17 protein-coding genes are annotated in these 18436 nt (G+C 63.5%); 12 read left to right on the top strand and 5 right to left on the bottom strand.

The features are described from left to right. Window positions 1-9 precede the first annotated feature (9 nt). Window positions 10-1464 (bottom strand): DUF6298 domain-containing protein, encoded by a 1455-nt coding sequence (locus tag LLH00_05080; GenBank protein MCE5270638.1) that lies wholly within the window; start codon window positions 1462-1464, stop codon window positions 10-12. 128 nt (window positions 1465-1592) lie between these two features. After that, entirely contained in the window at window positions 1593-2951 is a 1359-nt protein-coding gene (locus LLH00_05075; protein MCE5270637.1) for a TrpB-like pyridoxal phosphate-dependent enzyme, read from the bottom strand. Window positions 2952-3364: 413 nt separating this feature from the next. On the opposite strand from LLH00_05075, the gene iorA reads away from it, so the two are divergent. From iorA to LLH00_05030, 9 genes are all read left to right on the top strand, one after another. Beyond that, on the top strand, window positions 3365-5140 hold the full coding sequence (gene iorA, locus LLH00_05070) for an indolepyruvate ferredoxin oxidoreductase subunit alpha (protein ID MCE5270636.1): 1776 nt from the start codon (window positions 3365-3367) through the stop codon (window positions 5138-5140). After that, entirely contained in the window at window positions 5137-5733 is a 597-nt protein-coding gene (locus LLH00_05065; GenBank protein ID MCE5270635.1) for an indolepyruvate oxidoreductase subunit beta, read from the top strand. The genes iorA and LLH00_05065 overlap by 4 nt, the downstream gene beginning before the upstream one ends. A 181-nt stretch (window positions 5734-5914) precedes the next feature. Further along, window positions 5915-7216, top strand: coding sequence for a phenylacetate--CoA ligase (locus tag LLH00_05060; protein ID MCE5270634.1), 1302 nt, complete (start codon window positions 5915-5917; stop codon window positions 7214-7216). Between the two features lie 19 nt (window positions 7217-7235). After that, window positions 7236-8042 (top strand): amidohydrolase family protein, encoded by an 807-nt coding sequence (locus tag LLH00_05055; GenBank protein MCE5270633.1) that lies wholly within the window; start codon window positions 7236-7238, stop codon window positions 8040-8042. Between the two features lie 26 nt (window positions 8043-8068). Next, complete coding sequence (locus LLH00_05050; protein ID MCE5270632.1) at window positions 8069-8500, top strand: ACT domain-containing protein; 432 nt, start codon at window positions 8069-8071, stop codon at window positions 8498-8500. 63 nt (window positions 8501-8563) lie between these two features. Next, on the top strand, window positions 8564-10015 hold the full coding sequence (locus LLH00_05045; GenBank protein ID MCE5270631.1) for a hypothetical protein: 1452 nt from the start codon (window positions 8564-8566) through the stop codon (window positions 10013-10015). 45 nt (window positions 10016-10060) lie between these two features. Continuing rightward, window positions 10061-10231 (top strand): hypothetical protein, encoded by a 171-nt coding sequence (locus tag LLH00_05040; GenBank protein ID MCE5270630.1) that lies wholly within the window; start codon window positions 10061-10063, stop codon window positions 10229-10231. Between the two features lie 87 nt (window positions 10232-10318). After that, window positions 10319-11887, top strand: a complete 1569-nt coding sequence (locus tag LLH00_05035) for a sodium:solute symporter family protein (GenBank protein MCE5270629.1) — start codon at window positions 10319-10321, stop codon at window positions 11885-11887. 132 nt (window positions 11888-12019) lie between these two features. Next, the gene (locus tag LLH00_05030; GenBank protein ID MCE5270628.1) at window positions 12020-13603 is read left to right on the top strand and encodes a sodium:solute symporter family protein; all 1584 of its coding nucleotides are present in this window, start codon (window positions 12020-12022) and stop codon (window positions 13601-13603) included. A 73-nt stretch (window positions 13604-13676) separates the two neighbouring features. Here the strand turns inward: LLH00_05030 and LLH00_05025 are convergent, their stop codons facing one another. Beyond that, a complete protein-coding gene (locus LLH00_05025) occupies window positions 13677-14417 on the bottom strand; it encodes a DUF2461 domain-containing protein (GenBank protein MCE5270627.1) in 741 nt (246 codons plus the stop codon). Window positions 14418-14819: 402 nt separating this feature from the next. Continuing rightward, window positions 14820-15023, bottom strand: a complete 204-nt coding sequence (locus LLH00_05020; GenBank protein ID MCE5270626.1) for a hypothetical protein — start codon at window positions 15021-15023, stop codon at window positions 14820-14822. Between the two features lie 196 nt (window positions 15024-15219). Between LLH00_05020 and LLH00_05015 the strand changes: the two genes are divergently transcribed. The 3 genes from LLH00_05015 (at window position 15220) to LLH00_05005 (ending at window position 17276) form a co-directional block, all read left to right on the top strand. After that, a complete protein-coding gene (locus LLH00_05015; GenBank protein MCE5270625.1) occupies window positions 15220-15558 on the top strand; it encodes a cupin domain-containing protein in 339 nt (112 codons plus the stop codon). Window positions 15559-15578: 20 nt separating this feature from the next. Next, a complete protein-coding gene (locus LLH00_05010; GenBank protein MCE5270624.1) occupies window positions 15579-16790 on the top strand; it encodes a methyltransferase in 1212 nt (403 codons plus the stop codon). A 90-nt stretch (window positions 16791-16880) separates the two neighbouring features. After that, a complete protein-coding gene (locus LLH00_05005) occupies window positions 16881-17276 on the top strand; it encodes a hypothetical protein (protein ID MCE5270623.1) in 396 nt (131 codons plus the stop codon). 51 nt (window positions 17277-17327) lie between these two features. Here the strand turns inward: LLH00_05005 and LLH00_05000 are convergent, their stop codons facing one another. Further along, the gene (locus tag LLH00_05000) at window positions 17328-18110 is read right to left on the bottom strand and encodes a TatD family hydrolase (protein MCE5270622.1); all 783 of its coding nucleotides are present in this window, start codon (window positions 18108-18110) and stop codon (window positions 17328-17330) included. Window positions 18111-18436 lie beyond the last annotated feature (326 nt).

The raw sequence follows: 18436 nt of genomic DNA, 5'->3' as shown, positions 1-18436 counted from the left end.
CCGCTCCTCTCAATGGTGGATGTACAGCACAGCCGGGCCCTCGTAGGGCGCCCGCAGCTCAAGCTTCCCGCCGCCCTGGACCCGCCAGATGTCGGTGACCGCGCCAAAGGCCGGGCTGAACCATTCGGCGGTCAGCTCTCCGGGCATGGCGGACAGGTCGGTGCTCAGCGCGCCGCCCTCGCCCAGATAGATCAGGCGCTCGCGCTCCGAGGCCAGGCAGAACCCGCTGGAGGCCAGTTCCGGGTGCGGGGTCATGGCGACGAGGTCCATGCGCTCGGCGAACATCAGGGTTTGCCCCAGGGCCACGCGCAGCGGCTCCCAGTCGGGATAGTCCGGGTAATTGTTGTCGCGCGGGAACTGCGGCAGGGGCACGAACGGGTCCATGAACATCGGGTTGTAGCCGCTGGTGAAGGCTTTCCAGGCCCAGTCCGCGTTGCCGCCGTGGCCCCAGAGGTGGTCCGTGTCGGCGAAGATCACCTTTTTCCCCTCCGCCGGGGGATAGGTCCCGCGGTAGAGGTTCCTGCCACCGTCCGGGTTGGGTGCGATCGCCTCGGCCGGGCTGTCGAACAGGGTGCTGTTTTTCCCGCCGGGCCAGGGCACGGTCATCACCACCGGATGCTGCTTGGGCTTGGTTTTCTCGTACTGGTGGATCAGATCGATGATGGCGTACTGCCACTCGACCCCGGTGGAGTCGGTCTCGTTGCAGATTTCATAGATGTAGTTGTCCAGGTCGTTCAGGTTGTCGATCACCCGCCGGACATAGGCTTTCTGCAGTTCTGTGACCGCCGGGACATGCAGGGTGAAAATCTCCTCGCCTTCGCCGTCGCCGTTGGCGTCTCCGTCCACCGCGTTGATATTGTTCGCCTTGTTGAACGGGTGGCTGCCCCAGGGGTTGCCATAGCCCGGCTTGCGGAAACCCTCGCCCTTGCGCTGGTTGCTGAAACCCTCGAACAGCATCACCTGCACGTAGATGCCCCGGTTCTGTGCCATCTGGACGCGCTCGCGCTGGCGCTGGAAGAAAGCCTCGTTGAAACGGGATATGTCGAATTTGGGCAGGCTGTCCAGGGCCAGGCCCGGGCCCGTTCGCGGATAGAGCAGCGGCGGGCCGAAACGGGTGCGGGCGCTGTCCGGCCCCCAGGTGGTCCAGGTGGCGTGCTCCCAGACAAAGAGACGGAAGAAGTTGTGGTTGTGGCGGTCGAGCCAGTCCAGATAGCCGTTGTAATCGAAAATGACCGGCCGGCCCTCCCATATCTCGCAGAAATTGCTCCAGGTGTGGCTGCCGGTCAGGTAGACCGCCCGTCCGCTGTTATCCGTGAAATAGCGCGGGTTGACCGGGCTCACCCGCAGGACCCCGTCCACCGGGCGGCGAACCCCGGCCCGGGCTGCGCCGGAGCCGGCAAGCGGGGCCAGGAGAAGCAGGTTGAGAAAGATCACGGCGCCAAGACGCAAGGCACGGCTGTTCATAACTCAACGCCTCCCCGGGCTGGATTGAACGGATGTGGAGATAAAAAGGGGCCGGAATTATCCGGCCCCGGCTTTCTCGGCATTCCTCATTCCTGCAATCGGCGCGGGCCTGCCTGGACCCTCCGGCCTCAGCCCTGAATCACCGGCAGTTCCTTGAGCGCCTCTTCGATCTTGGAATCCGGATATTCGAAATCGTCCAACTGGTGATCGAAGTACTTGTCGTAGGAGGCCAGGTCCAGGTGTCCGTGGCCGCTGAAATTGAAAGCGATGCACTTCTCCTCGCCCGTTTCCTTGCAGAGCAGGGCCTCGATCACGGCGCCGCGGATGGCGTGCGTGGTCTCGGGGGCCGGGATGATGCCCTCGGTGCGGGCGAACAGGATGCCGGCCTCGAAGCACTCGATCTGGTGCAGGGCGCGGGCCTCGATCAGCCCCAGCTCCTTCAGATGGCTGACAATCGGGCTCATCCCGTGATAGCGCAGCCCGCCGGCATGGATTCCGGGCGGAACGAACACATGGCCCAGAGTGTGCATCTTGAGCAGCGGGGTCATCTTGCCCGTGTCGCCGAAATCGTAGCGGAACGGGCCCTTGGTCAGGGTGGGGCAGGCGGCCGGCTCGGCGGCCACGATCTTGATTTTCTTGCCCTTGAGCTTGTCCGGGATGAACGGCAGGGTGAAACCGGCGAAATTGCTGCCGCCGCCGGCGCAGGCCACCAGCACGTCCGGAAAATCGCCGGCCAGCTCGAACTGTTTCTTGGCCTCCAGGCCGATCACGGTCTGGTGCAGCATCACGTGGTTCAGCACACTGCCCAAGGAGTAGTTGGTGTCATCGTGGGTGGCGGCGTCCTCCACTGCCTCGCTGATCGCCATGCCCAGGCTGCCGGTGGTGCCGGGGAACCGCTTGCGGAACGCGCGGCCCGAGTTGGTCCGGTCGGTCGGGCTGGGGTAGACCTCGGCGTTCCACATATGCATCATGCTCTTGCGGAACGGTTTCTGCTCGTAGCTGACTTTCACCATGTAGACCGTGCACTCGAGGCCCATGTTGTTGCAGGCGAAAGCCAGGGCGCTGCCCCACTGGCCGGCGCCGGTCTCGGTGGAGATACGGCGGATGCCGGCCTCTTTGTTATAGTAAGCCTGGGCCACGGCGGTGTTGGGCTTGTGGCTGCCGGCCGGGCTGACGCTCTCGTTCTTGTAGTAAATACGGGCCGGGGTGCCGAGGGCCTTTTCCAGGTTGTAGGCGCGCACCAGGGGGGTGGGACGCCAGAGCTTGAGCACCTGGTTGACCGGGTCGGGGATGTCGATCCAGCGCTCGGTGGAGACCTCCTGCATGATCAGGGCCATCGGGAAGATGGGGGCGAGGTCTTCCGGCCCGGCGGGCTTGCCCGTGGCGGCGTTGAGAGGCGGCGCGACCGGTGTGGGCAGATCGGCTGCCACATTGTACCAGCTTTGCACCATTTCTTTTTCTGAAAGTGTGATGCTCCGATTTCCCATCTGTCCTTCCTGGTTCAGTTTGATGGTACAATTCATCTTTGTGAAAAATCGGGAGATATTTTATTAACACGCCTCCGGGCGCTTGTCAATTCTTTTACTCCGGTCTTTTTTCCATATTGGAGGCCGCTGTCTTAACATATCCGTAACAATACGCATAAGTTCATTGACAGAGGGCCAGTGGAGGTATAAAATTCCGGATTACCGAAACTTTGGTCGCGCCGGATTCAAACTCCGCCGCGCCGCAGACATCTGTAACTCTCTCCATGACCCGGCGTTTGCCGTGGGTACACGCTTGACGGCGTGCTACGCCCAGAAGGGGCGTAGTGTGCGCCGCAGTGTGACTCAATCTGCGCCCGCGCCGGGCGGAACCATCTCAATATCAGAACAGGCTGGTAAAAGGCATGGCGACAAAAGTGCGTGATGAATTGCTACCCCTGCGCGAAAAAGCGCTCCTCAGTGGCAACGAGGCGGTGGCCCAGGCCGCCTGGGAGGCCGGAGTGCTGTTCGCCACGGGGTATCCGGGCACACCCAGCACCGAGATTCTGGAGACCCTGGTCGGGTACCCCGAGGTGCGCTGCGAGTGGGCGCCCAACGAGAAAGTGGCTTTGGAGGTGGCAGCCGGGGCCTCCCTGGGCGGGGTGCGGACCCTGGTGACCATGAAACATGTCGGCCTGAACGTGGCCGCCGACCCGTTCATGACCCTGGCCTACACCGGAGTCAAGGGCGGCATGGTCATAATCACGGCCGATGACCCCTCGATGCATTCCTCGCAGAACGAGCAGGACAACCGCAACTACGCCCGTTTCGGCAAGGCGCCGATGTTCGAGCCGGCGGACAGCCGCGAGGTGACCGAGTTCCTGGCCGGGGCCTGGGACCTGAGCGAGCGCCTGGAGCTGCCGGTGCTGTTTCGCATGACCACCCGGGTCTGCCACAGCAAGTCGATCTCCTCCCGCGGCCCGCGGCGCGAGCCTGCCGCCCCGTCCTACACGAAGGATTTCGTCAAGAACGTGATGATCCCGGCCAATGCCCGCACCATGCGGGTGAAGCTGGAGGAGAAACTGAACCTCCTGCGCGCCGAGGTGGAGACCCACCCGGCCAACCGGATCGAGGGCCGCAGCGCCGAGCTGGGCGTGATCTGCGCGGGCAATGTGTACAATTACGTGCGCGAGACCCTGCCCGAGGCCAGCGTGCTCAAGCTGGGATTCACTTTCCCGCTGCCGGCCGCGCTGATCCGCAAGTTCGCCGCCTCGGTGGAGCGCTGCTACGTGGTCGAGGAGCTGGACCCGTACCTGGAGACAGAGGTCCGCGCCCTGGGCGTGGCTCTGGCCACAGTGCCCGCTCCGCGGCCGCCCATCGGCGAGTTGAGCCCCGAGACCGTGGCCGCCATGTTCGGCGTGGCCGCGCCGCAGCCGCAGGCCGCCGCCGCCGCACTGCCGGAGCTGGCCCCGCGGCCGCCGGTCCTCTGCCCGGGCTGCTCACACCGCGCGGTGTTCATGACCCTCAAGAAAATGCGCCTGACCGTGACCGGCGATATCGGCTGCTACACCCTGGGCGCGCTGCCGCCGCTGGCCTCGATGGACACCTGCCTGTGCATGGGAGCCTCGATCGGCATGGGCTACGGCCTGGAACGCGCCCTGGGCCCCGAGGCCAAGGAGCGCGTGGTGGCGGTGATCGGCGACAGCACGTTCCTGCACTCGGGGATCACCCCGCTGCTGAACGTGGTCTACAACGGCGGCCACACGGTGACAATCATCCTCGACAACCGCACCACGGCCATGACCGGGCACAACGAGAACCCCGGCAGCGGCCGCACTCTTGACGGTGGTCCGGCCCCGGCGGTGGACTACCGTGCCCTTGTCCGGGCCCTGGGAGTGGAGTTCGCGGTCACTGTGGACCCCTACGACGTGGACAAGTTCAAGCAGGCGGTGGAGATGGCTCTTCTGCACTCCGGGCCAGCCGTGGTGATCGCCCAGCGGCCCTGCGTGCTTCTGCCCGAGGTGCGCGGCAAGCACAGGCCCACGGTCAATTACGACAGCGACACCTGCACCGCCTGCGGGGCCTGTTTCCGTATCGGCTGCCCGGCCATCGAGAAGGACGCGGCGACCGGCAAACCCAGAATAAACTCGGCCTTTTGCACCGGCTGCGGCCTGTGCACCACGGCCTGTCCGTGTGGAGCGCTCTCGTTATGAACCGGAACAAGACAACCAACGTGCTGATAGTCGGAGTGGGCGGCCAGGGGATCCTGCTCGCCTCCGAGGTGGTCAGCCAGGCCGCCCTGCTGGCCGGGCTGGATGTGAAGAAGAGCGAAATCCACGGGATGAGCCAGCGTGGCGGGACGGTCAACAGCCACGTGCGCTACGGCGAGAAAGTCCTCTCGCCGATCATCCCCCAGGGACAGGTGGATGTCCTGGTGGCGCTGGAGAAGCTGGAAGCCCTGCGCTGGAGTGGCTACCTGGCTCCGGACGGGGCGATAGTGGTCAACGATTTCCGTCTCGACCCGGTCTCGGTGGCCACGGGCAAGATTCCCTACACCGAGAACGCGATCGACCTTCTGTATTCCAACGGCCGGCGGGTGCTGGTGGTGGATGGTGTGGCGCGGGCGCTCCAGGCCGGGGATCTTCGCAGCATGAACGTGGTGCTGCTCGGGGCCCTGAGCCGCCTGCTCGAGTTTCCCGCCGAGCTTTGGGAGAAAGCGCTCGAAGCGCAGGTCAAAGAGAAATTCATCGAGCTCAACCGTCGCGCCTTCGCGCTGGGCCGCGACGCCGCAGACAGCCTCCGTTGAATTCAGGGCGGCCGGAGCGCCGTGCTCCGGCCGCTTTTCGAGGTGCATCGCACCGTTATTCCGTGCATAGCAGGGGCGACCCTGCCCGTTTACTGACATTCCCTGTCGGGGACGCGCGCGCCCGGTAGTGAGTGCGCAACCCCGGCCTGCGCAGATAAACCGCAACCGATGGAGCCCCGCGTTGATCTGGAACGAGAAATACGAAACCATGCCTCTCGAGGAGCGCCGCCAGCTCCAGGGGGAGCGCCTGGCGGACTGCTGCCGCCGGGTCTACGAGCGCGTGCCTTTCTACCGCCGCGCCTTCGAGTCCAAGGGCATCAAGCCGGAGGACATCCGCTCGGTCGATGATCTGCGCCACCTGCCGTTCACCAACAAGCAGGACCTGCGGGACAACTATCCGTTCGGCCTGTTCAACGTGCCGTTGGATGACGTGGTGCGCATCCACTCCTCCAGCGGGACCACCGGCAAGCCCACCGTGGTCGGCTACACCAAGAACGACATCGACCTGTGGGCCGAGGTGATGGCCCGCAGTTTTACCTGCGCCGGCCTGGGCCGCGGCGACATCATCCAGAACGCCTACGGCTACGGGATGTTCACCGGCGGGTTGGGCGCGCACTACGGGGCCGAGCGGATCGGCGCGGCGGTGATCCCGATCTCGGGCGGCAACACCAAGCGCCAGATCATGATCCTGCAGGATTTCGGCTCCACCGGCCTGTGCTGCACGCCCTCCTACTCGCTCTACATCGCCGAGGTGGCGGCCGAGATGGGGATCGACATCCGCACGCTCCCGCTCAAGGTGGGGGTGTTCGGGGCCGAGCCCTGGAGCGATGAGATACGGGCCTCCATCGAGAAGAACCTCAGCATTGACGCCCTGGACATCTACGGCCTGAGCGAGATCATCGGCCCCGGCGTGTCGATGGAGTGCCTGCAGAAAAACGGCCTGCACGTGTTCGACGATCATTTCATCCCCGAGGTCATCGACCCGGTGAGCGGAGAGCCGCTGCCCTACGGACAGAAAGGTGAGCTGGTGTTCACCACGGTGACCAAGGAGGCTTTCCCGCTGATCCGCTACCGCACCCGCGACATCACCAGCCTGCACCCCGAGAAATGCGCCTGCGGGCGGACCCACGTGCGCATGGCCCGGATCAGCGGCCGCACGGACGACATGCTCATCATCCGCGGGGTGAATGTGTTCCCCTCGCAGGTCGAGAGCGTGCTGGTGGGCATCGAGGAGGCCCAGCCGCACTACCAGCTTATCGTGCGGCGCGAGGGCTCGCTCGACACGCTGGAAGTGCAGGTGGAGGTGGACGAGCGTTTCTTCTCGGACGAGATAAGGCAGCTCGAGGGCCTGAGCCGCAAGGTCAAGTCCGAACTCGAATCGGTTCTTGGAGTGTCGATCCGGGTCAAGCTGGTGGAGCCGCGCACTATCGCCCGCAGCGAGGGCAAGGCCAAGCGGGTGATCGACGAGCGGCCGAAGCCGTAAGGTAAGGAGGGAGGTTCAAGTGGCAGTGATAGATTCGCACGCCCATTTCTTTCCGGACAAGGTGGCGGCCGCGGCGGTCTCCAAGCTGGAGGGCACCAGCGGCCAGAGGGCCTTTCTGGACGGCACCCGTCAGGGGCTCCTCGACTCGATGGAACGGACAGGCATCGAGCTGGCCCTGGTGCTGCCCGTGGCCACCAACCCGGAGAAAGTCAGCTCGGTCAACCGCTTCTCCGCCGCGGTGAAGGACCCGCGCCTCGAGATGCTGGGCGGGCTGCACCCGGCCAGCCGCACCTGGCGCGAGGAGCTGGATGAGCTGGTCGCTCTGGGCCTGCCGGGGGTGAAACTGCACCCCGAGTACCAGGGGTTCGCGCCGGATGACCCGGCGCTGCTCCCGTTTTTCGCGGCCATGCGCGATGCGGGCCTCTTGGTGGCGTTCCACTGCGGCGAGGACATCTCGTTCGATCCGCCGGCGCGCTGCACCCCGCAGAGTATCGCGTTCCTGCTGGACAAGCTGCCCGGCATCCGCATTTTCGCCACCCACATGGGGGGGTTCCGGTTGTGGGACGCCTCCGAGCGCTGGCTGATCGGCCGGGAAGTCTGGATGGACACTTCTTTTTCCCTGGGCTGGATGCCGGATGACCAGTTCAGGCGGATGCTGGCCGCACACGGCCGGGAGTTCGTGATGTACGGCTCGGACAGCCCCTGGTGCGACCAGCCGGTGGAGCTGGAGCGCCTGCGCTCCCTGGGCCTGGCCCCGGAGGCGCTTGAGCGGATCGAGCACGGCAACGCCCGGCGCATGCTGGCCCTTCTCAAGGAAAAGCCCTGAAACCCAATTGTCGAAAGGACATTCCTATGCGTGTCAAACAGGTCAGTGTTTTTCTCGAAAACCGCACCGGCCGTCTGGATGAGGTGGCGGACATCCTCGGCTCGCGCAAGATCAACATCCGCGCTCTCTCGCTGGCCGACACCAGTGATTTCGGCATCCTGCGCCTGATCGTCAACCGTCCCGAGGAGGCCTACGAGGCCCTGCGCGAGGCCGGTTTCACCACCCGCTACACCGATGTGATCGCGGTCGAGGTGCCCGACAGCCCCGGCGGCCTGGCCGGGGTGCTAAAGATTTTCCGGGAGGCCAACCTGAACGTGGAGTACCTCTACGCCTTTGTGGAGAAACGCACCGAGGGCGCGGTGGTCATTTTCCGTTTCGAGGAGGTCGACCGGGCGATCGGCATCCTGCAGCAGAAAGGCGTGAGCCTTCTGACCGGCAACGAGGTCTACAAGCTCTAAGCAAGAACCCCCCGGGCCGGCAGCGGCCCATCACATAAACCCCCAACGCAGGGAGAGGTACGCATGCATCAGACCCGCTCGGTACTCGCAGTCGCAGTTCTTTCAGCTTTGGCCCTGGCACTGCCCGAGCTTCATGCCTGGAACATGAAGGATGAGGCCGGGCACATCCTGGAGGTCGGGGGCCACATGCAGTACCGTGGTCGCTACTACGATCTGGATTTCATCAGCGACGGGGATCAATCCGAAAAAGGCAGCCTGAACCGGCACAATTATTACGGCGACCTCTCTCTGACTTTCGGCATCACCCCCAACGAGAACGTCAAGGTGTTTTTCGAGCTCAACAAGCTGATCTTCCTGGGCCAGGAGTTCAAGTACAACACGATCCAGACCGGCGAGGAAGTGATGCAGACCGATTTCACCCTGCCGGACGGGACCAAGATACCGGTGCGCCTGAACACGGATGAGGCCTGGGAACCGCACCTGCGCCAGGCCTGGCTGGATGTGAAGATCCCCAACACCAAGATGAAGCTGAAATTCGGCCGCCAGGGCTTCATGCTGGGTAACGGCATCTACACCAACACCAACATCGCCAGCGTGTTCGGCTACCAGTTCTACACCGACCTGGGTCCGGACAAGCCCTCTTTCCGCGCCGGCTCGATGAAATTTTTCGAGGGCATCCGCGAGAATTACAACAGCGACCTGAAGGTGAACGACTGCGATGACGCCGACATGTTTTTCGGCGACGTAAGCCTGCCGGTCCAGAAATCGAAGCTGGGGGCGTTCCTGGCCTATTTCCGCGACAACAGCTACAACCTGGACCTGCTCAGCCACGTGAACCTGGGCCTGACCGCCGACCTGGCCCTGCCGGCCGGCTGGACCCTGAAAAGTGAGTTTGACTACCAGAACGGGGCGAAGAAATTCGGCGCCAACTCGACCCAGCCCGATATCGACTGGACCGGCTGGTGTTTCATGGTCAACGCCGCCGCGCCCCCGTTGCTGGACAAGAAGCTGCGCCTGTCGTTCGAGTACGGGATCGGCAGCGGGGATGACCCCTCGACGCCCAACAAGTTCGAGGGCTACGTGGGTGTCGGCCCGTTCTACCCCTACGCCTGGGCCTACGAATACCGCTTCATCCACATGAACCACAACGCCAGCCATTTCTACGGCCTCTATTCCAAGGGCATGGCCGAGAACCTGGCCCCGGGCCTGGAGAACACCACCTATGCCAAGGCCCAGGCCGTGTTCATGCTGCCGGGCAAGGCGACCTATGTGTTCAGCCCGATCTACCTGCGCATGACCGAGCCCGTACCGGGCAAGGACATGCAAGGCAACCCGGTCAATGTCAGCAGCAAGACTTTCGGCTGGGAGTATGACAACATCGTCACCGTGCCGGTCTACAAGAACTTCAGCTATCAGTTCATATTCGCCGCCATCTTTCCCGGCAAATGGATGAAGGCCCGCGGCTATGAAGATATGGGCTACGGCATCCGCTCCCAGCTCGAGGTTGTTTTCTAAAATCCCTGAGGCGGCGCCGGTGCGCGCCGCACAAGGAGGTATACCATGTTCGGACTGGCTGATCCCTGGATCGTGGCGGCATATCTTCTGTGCATCCTGAGCAGTCTTCTGTGCGTGTTGTACGGCTGGGCCAAGTGGAATTCGGACGGGGGAGCATCAAGCGATGAGACGGCCAAATGGGCCAAGGAAGAGGATAAGATAAGCGACACCCTTTGAGCATGAGCCAACTTGCCGGTTGATGCCGTCTGCCCGCGGGCGGGCGGCTCCGAGCTTTTCACCACCGACAAATGGGAGCGCAGGCAGATGTGGACAATCATCGCTGTCGTTTTCTATCTCATGCTCGTCGGTTACCTGGGATTCCTGGGCTATCGCAAGACCACGAACGCCAGTGATTACCTGGTCGCCGGCCGTCAGATCCATCCCTATGTCATGGCCATCTCCTACGGGGCCACGTTCATCTCCACCTCGGCCATAGTCGGTTTCGGCGGCGCGGCCGGAGTGTTCGGCATGGGGCTGCTGTGGCTCACGTTCTGCAACATCCTGGTGGGGATTTTCATCGCTTTCGTGGTGTTCGGCAACCGCACCCGGGTGATGGGCTACCATCTGGATGCCCACACGTTCCCCGAGTTCATGGGCAAGCGCTACGGCAGCCGGTTCATCCAGGTGTTCAGCGGCGCGGTCATTTTCATCGCCATGCCGCTGTACGCCGGAGTGGTGATGATCGGCGGGGTCAAGTTCATCGAGATCTACATGGGCGTCCCCTATGACGCCGCCCTGGCGATCTGCGCGGTGATAATCGCCGCCTACGTGATCGCCGGAGGGCTAAAGGGCGTGATGTACACGGATGCCGCCCAGGGCACGATCATGTTCGTGGGGATGAGCATCCTGTTCATCTTCACCTACATCTCCCTGGGCGGGTTCACCAGCGCGCACCAGGCCCTGACCGACCTGGCGGACAAAGTCCCCGAGAAACTGGCCGCCGCCGGGCACATGGGCTGGACCGCCATGCCCAGGTTCCTGTCCACCTGGTGGTGGAACCTGGTGAGCACGCTGGTCCTGGGTGTTGGGATCGGGGTGCTGGCCCAGCCGCAGCTTGTGGTGCGGTTCATGACAGTCAAGAGCAAGCGCGAGCTGAACCGGGCCGTGTTCGCCGGCGGGATTTTCATTTTCATGATGACCGGCGTGGCTTTCATCGTGGGCAGCCTGTCCAACGTGTTCTTTTTCCGCACCCAGGGGATGATTTCCATCGCCGCGGCGGGCGGCAACGCCGATGCGATAATCCCGCTGTTCATCTCGGAGGCCCTGCCCAAGTGGTTCGGGGTGCTGTTCCTGCTCACCTTGCTTTCCGCGGCCATGAGCACGCTCTCCAGCCAGTTCCACACCATGGGCACGGCGATCAGCCGCGACATTTTCCAGCAACTCACCCCGAAGACGAAAAAGGACAACACTCTGATAATCGCGCGTCTGGGGGTTCTGCTGGGGATAATCACCATAGTGATTCTGGGCGAGGTGCTCCCGGACAGCATCATCGCCCCGGGTACGGCGATTTTCTTCGGGCTCTGCGCCTCCAGTTTCCTGCCGATGTACGCCCTGGGGCTCTACTGGAAGAAAGCCACTCCGGCGGGAGCCAAGAGCGGTCTGGTGGTGGGTTTCCTGGGCAGCGTGTTCTACATCCTGTTCATCCACGCCAAGGAATCGGCGGCCCTGGGCGCCTGCCAGGCCCTGTTCGGCAAGCCGAACCTGGTGCCGTCCCTGGCCGTGGTGGACCCGATTGTAATCGTTCTGCCGATAAGCCTTCTGGTCACGGTGCTGGTGAGCCTGTTCACCCGTCAGATGGACCCGCAGCAGGTGGAGAGACTTTTCCGGCGGTAGGAAGCAGGATCGGTTGTCGCCCCTTCTTTTTTGGAAAGGGACAGAGAGTCTGAATAGTCCAACCGGCGGCCGGCCCGCCCGGCCGCCCACTGCTGAAGCACTGAACGAACGGTATTCCGGGAGTGCGGTCAAATGTCATTTTTCTTCCTCATCTTTGTGGTTATCGTATATCTGCTGGTAGTGGGCTACCTGGGTTTCCTGGGTTACCGCAAGACCAACAGCGCCACGGATTACCTTCTGGCCGGGCGCAGCACGCACCCGTTCATCATGTCGATGTCCTACGGGGCCACGTTCATCTCCACCTCGGCCATCGTGGGGTTCGGCGGCATGGCCGGGCGTTTCGGCATGGGCCTTCTGTGGCTGGTGTTCCTCAATATCTTCGTTGGAATCTTCATCGCATTTGTCTTTTTCGGCAACCGGACCCGTATGATGGGCTACCATCTGGATGCCCACACATTCCCGGAATTCATCGGCAAGCGCTACGGCAGCAAGTTCATCCAGGTCTACGGCGGAGTGCTTATTTTTCTGGCCATGCCGCTGTACGCCGGAGTGGTGTTGATCGGAGGGGCGCGCTACATCGAGATCTACATGGGGCTGCCCTACATGGTCGGGCTGTTCATTTTCACCCTGATCGTGGCGGCCTATGTGATCGCGGGCGGGTTAAAGGGCGTGCTGTACACGGATGCCCTGCAGGGGACGATCATGTTTTTCGGCATGGCGTTCCTGGGCATCTACACCTACAGCATCCTGGGTGGGTTCAGCGGGGCGCACCAGGCCCTGACCGACCTGGCGGGCAAGGTGCCGGAGAAACTGGCCGCCATGGGCCATGTGGGCTGGACCGCGATGCCCAAGGCGTTCTCGCAATGGTGGTATATTCTGGTCACCACGATCATCCTGGGCGTGGGGATCGGCGTACTGGCCCAGCCGCAGCTTGTCGTGCGGTTCATGACCGTCAAGAGCCAGCGCGAGCTGAACCGCGCCGTCCCGGTGGGTGGCCTGTTCATCCTGATGATCCCCGGTGTGGCCTATGTGGTCGGGGCGCTCTCCAATGTCTATTTCTTCCGCACTCAGGGAGTGCTGGCGGAGGAGGCGGCCGGCGGCAACGTGGACAAGATCATCCCGCTGTTCATCTCCAGCGCTCTTCCGCAGTGGTTCGGCGCGATTTTCATGCTGATTCTGCTGGCTGCGGCAATGAGCACCCTGTCCGGGCAGTTACACGCCATGGGCACGGCGATGAGCCGGGACATTTACCAGCAGCTAACTCGCAAGACGGTGAAGGACAACACGGTCAAGCTGACACGCATCTCGATCTCGATCGGGATTGTGATCGTGATGTGGCTGGGCAGCGTGCTGCCTGAAAGTATCATCGCGCGCGGCACGGCGATTTTCTTCGGGCTGTGCGCCGCGAGTTTCCTGCCGTTGTATGCGCTGGGATTGTACTGGCGGAGGGTGACTCCAGCGGCGGCCAAAGTCAGCCTGATTTTCGGTTCGCTGGGCAGCCTGCTTTACGCTCTGTTCATCCACGGCAGCGAGGCCAAGCCGCTGGGCGTGTGCCAGATGCTTTTCGGGCAGCCGGTGCTGGCCGATTTCCCGATGTCGGTGATCGACCCGATTATCGTGGTTTTCCCCTTGAACTTGCTGCTGATTGTTGTGGTCAGTCTGTTCACCACCCCGCAGGACCGTCCGTTCCTGGACAAGCTTTTCAGCCGGGACTGAGGACGCAAGCCCAAGCCAGACACGAAATAGCCGGCCCGGAAACTCTCCGGGCCGGCTATTTTTGCAGGCCAGTTCAGAGCCTCACCTCCGGGAATTTTTGCTTGAACGCCTCCAGGTCAGCCGCCAGGCGCTCTGAGGTGTTGAACAGGTACAACGGGTAGAGACGGGCGAAAGTGCGTTCCACTGTCTCCAGGATCGAATCTCCGGCAGAGGCCACCTCGGCGGCCGGCACAGTCAGACCCATGTAGTAGAACTTGCGCCGTGTCCACTGGTCGGCCAATGGGGGAAGGCCCTTGGCCCGCGACCGGGTGAAACTCTGGCCTTCGAGCCAGAACGCCTTGAAATTGTCCTGGCTTTGGGCGTAACGCTCGAAGATGTCTGGCAGGGCGGTGACATTCGCCAGAAACCGCGCGCGCCAATCCTCCATCTGCGCCCCGCGCCAGGTGCCGATATAGCAGAACTCGGAGGTGAGGCCCACGGCCAGCCCCGGCGCGGTAGTGCGTCGGTGCGCCGAGGGGAAGAACAGGATGTCGACATAGTCGCGGTAGGGGTGCTTGTCCGCACTGAAACGCGTGTCCCGGTTGATCCGTCCCAGGCAGCGCCCGCTCTTGGGCTCGGTTTCGAGCCCCGGGTCCAGGTGTGTGACAAAGGGAGTCAGCGCAACACAGACCGAGCAGAGCTGGTCCCGCACCGACTCCCAGCGCTCGCGGTTCTGCTCGAACCACTGACGGTTGTTGTTTGCTCCCAGCTCGGCCATGAACTCGAACGAGTCACGGCTTAAGCCTTGGAAGGGTGGAAAGTTCTTTTTGACCAATCCGCGTGCCTTTCATCGATATATGTGCTCGGTTTACTTTGACGTTTCCTCCGGGGCGCAGAGGCACTGTTCCGAGGCAGCTTGTGCGCCGCAGCGGCAGCACTGGTAAAGTGTGCCGGAGGGTGTTGTTTCGCTCTCAGGGACCGGGTCGCAGGGGTGCTCCCGGTGGCTGATGTTGACTATCTGCCGCATGATATGACTCCGTAAAAAGGTTGAGGCCACGGCCAGGGGGGGCCGGCGGGGGCGAAGCCCCCGGCGGCCGCGCGCGGGGAGGCTGGAGCCTGGGTGAAAGGCAGTCCATCCGCACTGACTCGACCTGCGCGATACGGCCCGTCTCCGTCCGCGCGCGGCCGCCGCCCCCGCGCCCTACGGCGCGGGGCGCCGGCCCCCTGTTTGCGCCTTTCAGTCCTCCAGCCCACGCCCACGGCTGTCGCCGCGCTCCGGGGCGCAAAGATTCGAGGCGTCGCGAGCGCCGGCCCCACAGACCGCGCAGATATAGGGGCTGGAGTAGGCCCCCGTGTCCTGGCCGGCGCCGGAGTTGTTCTCCAGGTCGTATTCGCACTGGTGCAGACGGTTCTGCTCTTCGTCACGGCTCTGACCGTTCATCGGCAACCTCCTCTATGTTTTGCGGCCGTGTCCCCGGCCGTTAACTGCAATTGAGTGTAATTATCATCCCACCCCCGTTCAACAGCCCCCCGCGGCGGATGTTGCCAAAGGTGGTATTGACCGTCGACAGTCCGGATTCTATATTACCTGAAACTACCTGACTGACGGCTCAAAATCAAGACGGAGGGGCAGCGCTTTGGACCACGACCTCAAGCCGGTGCACGAGACCGGCATCATGGCAACCTACCATCCCGACCGCTGGAGCAAGGACCTGGTGAACGCCTTCAGCGGGGCCACCGCCGGTTTCAGTATCGGAGTGGCGCTCTACACCAGCGACACTTTCGGCGAGATCCAGGTGCATGACGACCAGGAGGCCGTGTATGTGGTCTCCGGGGTGGGCGAGATTCGTATCGGCGACAAATTCTATCCGGTGGGCCCCGGCTCGGCGGCCTACATCCCCAAGGGCACACCGCACGCCACGCGGCGGACCTCGGATGAGCCGGTCAAAGTGATCTACGCCCACGGGCAGGTCTGAGGACAAAGAAAAGAGAGCCGATGAATTCAAGAGAGAGAGTGCGCACCGCGCTGGCCCACCGTGAGCCGGACCGTATGCCGATTGACCTTGGGGGCATGACCTCCACCGGGATCGCCGCCCTGGCCTATCACGAGCTGAAAAAGTATCTCGGGATCACCGGGGGCGCGGTCCGGGTGATCGATGTCGCCCAGATGCTGGCCGCGATCGAGGAGCCGGTGCTGCGCCGCCTGGGGGTGGATGTGGTCCCTCTGCCGCACCATGATGCCGGCTGGGGCTGGGATGTCTGGAACTACCGGGGAGTCAGGAGTTGGCGGCTCGAGGGCTGGCCCGAGTTCCAGGTGTCGAGTTGTCTGAATACCGAGACCGATGCGAGCGACAATATATACATTCTGAACGAGCGGGGACGGCGCGTGGCGGTCAAGCCGGCGGATGGCTTCTATTTCGACCCGCTGCCCGAGGCCCCCGGCGAGCTGCCCGCGCTGGAGGATTTCAGCCTACCGTCCTCGCTCAGCCAGGAGCAGCTCCGCTACTACGAGACCACCGCCCGCGGCCTGTACGAGAACACGGACTATGCGATCCTGGGGCCAGCCCTGGGCTATGGCCTGTTCGGGCTGAACCTGGGCGGCCTGGAGAACTGGCTCTGCGCCCTGGTCGAGCAGCCGGAGCGGGTGGGCGAGCTTCTGGACAAGGCGGTCGAGAGCAACATCGCTGTGATCAGCCAGTTCTGTGAGGTGGGCGCGCGGTATGTCGAGTCGATCATTTTCAGCGATGACCTGGGCACCCAGCACTCGCAGTGGATCAGCGAAGATCTGTTCCGCCGGGTGTTCGCCCCGCGCTACAAGCGGGTGTTCGACTGGATTCACCGGAATACGAATCTGCGTGTGTTCTTCCATTGCTGCGGCTCGATCCCGGGCCTGATCCAACCGCTCATCGAGTGCGGGGTGGATATCCTGAACCCGGTCCAGACCAGCGCGGATGGGATGGACCCGCAGTGGCTCAAGAGCACGTTCGGCGACCGCTTGACTTTCTGGGGCGGCGGCGTGGACACCCAGCACGGACTTCTTTTCAGCTCCCTGGAGGACTTGACCGCGGATGTTCGCCGTCGGGTCGGGATTTTCGCCCCCGGCGGTGGGTATGTGTTCAACCCGATCCACAACCTTCAGCCCGGCAGCGACCCGGCCAGAATAGTGGCCTGTTATGACACTGCCCGCGAGGCGGGGGTTTATCACTGAAAGCGCCGTGAGCCCTGACGGCGCCGGCTCAGCCTGGAGTGTGCCATGATGGTCAAATCGATCCGTTCTGCCCGTAAGGGAGTCAGCTGGATGCTGGAAAACCTGGAAGCCGATTTTGTGAGCCGGAAGAAAGTTTTCGGCTTGCCGCTGCTCCACATTTCGTCGAAGACCGCCCGCGGGGTGGTCGCGGTCGGGGAACGGGCCTACGGCGTGGTGGCGGTGGGCAAGCTGGCGGTGGGAGTGATTGCCACCGGAGCGGTCAGTTTGGGAGTCCTCGCCGCCGGGGCGATCTCGGTGGGCCTTGCCGCGGCCTCCGGTGCGGTGGCGCTCAGCCTGGGACGGGCCAGCGGGGCGATTGCCGCCGGCAGCCGGGCCAGCGGCGCCCTGGCCCTGGGCCGACGGGTCGAGGGGCCGATCACGTTCCGCCTGCCGGAATGTGAGCCCAAGGCCGTGATCGAGGAATACGAGGAAAAGATTTACGACTGAAAGCCGTGGCTTATTATCAATAAAATGCGGCCCTGTCCGAGCTGTTTCACCTCAGGCGGTGAACTCGAACAGGGCCGTGCTGTTTTCCAGGCAGGCGGCGGCTACGGTTTCGACAGTCTCCCCCCGTATCTGCGCGATTCGCTCCGCGGAAATGGGCAGCATCCAGGGCTCACAGCGGCTCCCCCGGTGCGGTATCGGCGCCAGGTAGGGGGCGTCGGTCTCCAAGAGCAGTCTGTCCAACGGTATACGCCGCACCACGGCCTGGTTGGAGTAGTTCCTGAAAGTAACCATCCCCCCCAGCGAGAACCAGCAGTCCAGCGCGATGAACCGCTCCAGCTCCTCCAGCGTGCCGGCGTAGCAGTGCACCATCCAGGGGGCGTGGTGGCCGCGCGCGGCGCGCTCCTCCAGGAGCGAGGCCATTTCGGGGTAGGCCTCGCGGCAGTGCAGCACCACGGGCAGGCTCAGGCTGTCGGCCAGGTCGAGCTGGGCCTCCAGGCTCTTGAGCTGGGCCTCGCGCGGGCTGTGCATGTAGTGGTAGTCGAGGCCGGTTTCGCCTATCGCCACCACGCGGCTGTCCGCGGCCAGGGAGTCGAAAAGACCAAGCATGCTGCCGGTGAAGCGCGAGGCCTCGTGCGGGTGCAGGCCCACGGTGACGCGGAGGCAGCCGTGCCGCGCCGCCTGCTCCAGGGACTTGACGCTTGTTTTGTCATCCGCGCCCACGTTGACTATGCGGGTCACCCCGGCGGCGCGGGCGCGCTCCAGCACGGCTTCCAGGTCGGGATCAAAGGCCGGGTCGTTCAGGTGGGCGTGCGTGTCGATGTATTCCAGGCTCATTCTCGCGGTGCTTTCCAAGTCCTCTCTCAAACCGGGAGTCGCAGTACACTCCAGAGGGCCAGTCAGGTTTTTCGTAGGGTCACGGCGCGCCGTGACCGAAAGACTTCAATGTTCTCTTGGTTACGGCCAAGAGAACCAGAAGCCATTGGGGGGCCGTAAACTCGCGCAGGCATCGGCTGTCTTAGCACCCACGGTGTGCACGGGACTCCTGCACGCTGCCCGCGCTGCGGGGCGACGCTGGCGCTGATTGCCCACCGGGCCTGGGTAGCCGGAGCAAGCCTCGGTGTGCCCGGTGCCGCTACTTCGCTTCCCAGGCGAGGCTCAAA

It is taken from the genome of bacterium, assembly GCA_021372515.1.
GTDB lineage: Bacteria > Gemmatimonadota > Glassbacteria > GWA2-58-10 > GWA2-58-10 > JAJFUG01.
This window is presented reverse-complemented; position numbering and strand designations above follow the sequence as displayed.

What these genes read in the sequence shown, in the direction of transcription:
- LLH00_05080 (MCE5270638.1), bottom strand. Translation starts at nt 1,464, where the DNA reads ATGAACAGCCGTGCCTTGCGTCTTGGCGCCGTGATCTTTCTCAACCTG.
- LLH00_05075 (MCE5270637.1), bottom strand. Translation starts at nt 2,951, where the DNA reads ATGGGAAATCGGAGCATCACACTTTCAGAAAAAGAAATGGTGCAAAGC.
- LLH00_05065 (MCE5270635.1), top strand. Translation starts at nt 5,137, where the DNA reads ATGAACCGGAACAAGACAACCAACGTGCTGATAGTCGGAGTGGGCGGC.
- LLH00_05050 (MCE5270632.1), top strand. Translation starts at nt 8,069, where the DNA reads ATGCGTGTCAAACAGGTCAGTGTTTTTCTCGAAAACCGCACCGGCCGT.
- LLH00_05045 (MCE5270631.1), top strand. Translation starts at nt 8,564, where the DNA reads ATGCATCAGACCCGCTCGGTACTCGCAGTCGCAGTTCTTTCAGCTTTG.
- LLH00_05040 (MCE5270630.1), top strand. Translation starts at nt 10,061, where the DNA reads ATGTTCGGACTGGCTGATCCCTGGATCGTGGCGGCATATCTTCTGTGC.
- LLH00_05035 (MCE5270629.1), top strand. Translation starts at nt 10,319, where the DNA reads ATGTGGACAATCATCGCTGTCGTTTTCTATCTCATGCTCGTCGGTTAC.
- LLH00_05030 (MCE5270628.1), top strand. Translation starts at nt 12,020, where the DNA reads ATGTCATTTTTCTTCCTCATCTTTGTGGTTATCGTATATCTGCTGGTA.
- LLH00_05020 (MCE5270626.1), bottom strand. Translation starts at nt 15,023, where the DNA reads ATGAACGGTCAGAGCCGTGACGAAGAGCAGAACCGTCTGCACCAGTGC.
- LLH00_05010 (MCE5270624.1), top strand. Translation starts at nt 15,579, where the DNA reads ATGAATTCAAGAGAGAGAGTGCGCACCGCGCTGGCCCACCGTGAGCCG.
- LLH00_05005 (MCE5270623.1), top strand. Translation starts at nt 16,881, where the DNA reads ATGCTGGAAAACCTGGAAGCCGATTTTGTGAGCCGGAAGAAAGTTTTC.
- LLH00_05000 (MCE5270622.1), bottom strand. Translation starts at nt 18,110, where the DNA reads ATGAGCCTGGAATACATCGACACGCACGCCCACCTGAACGACCCGGCC.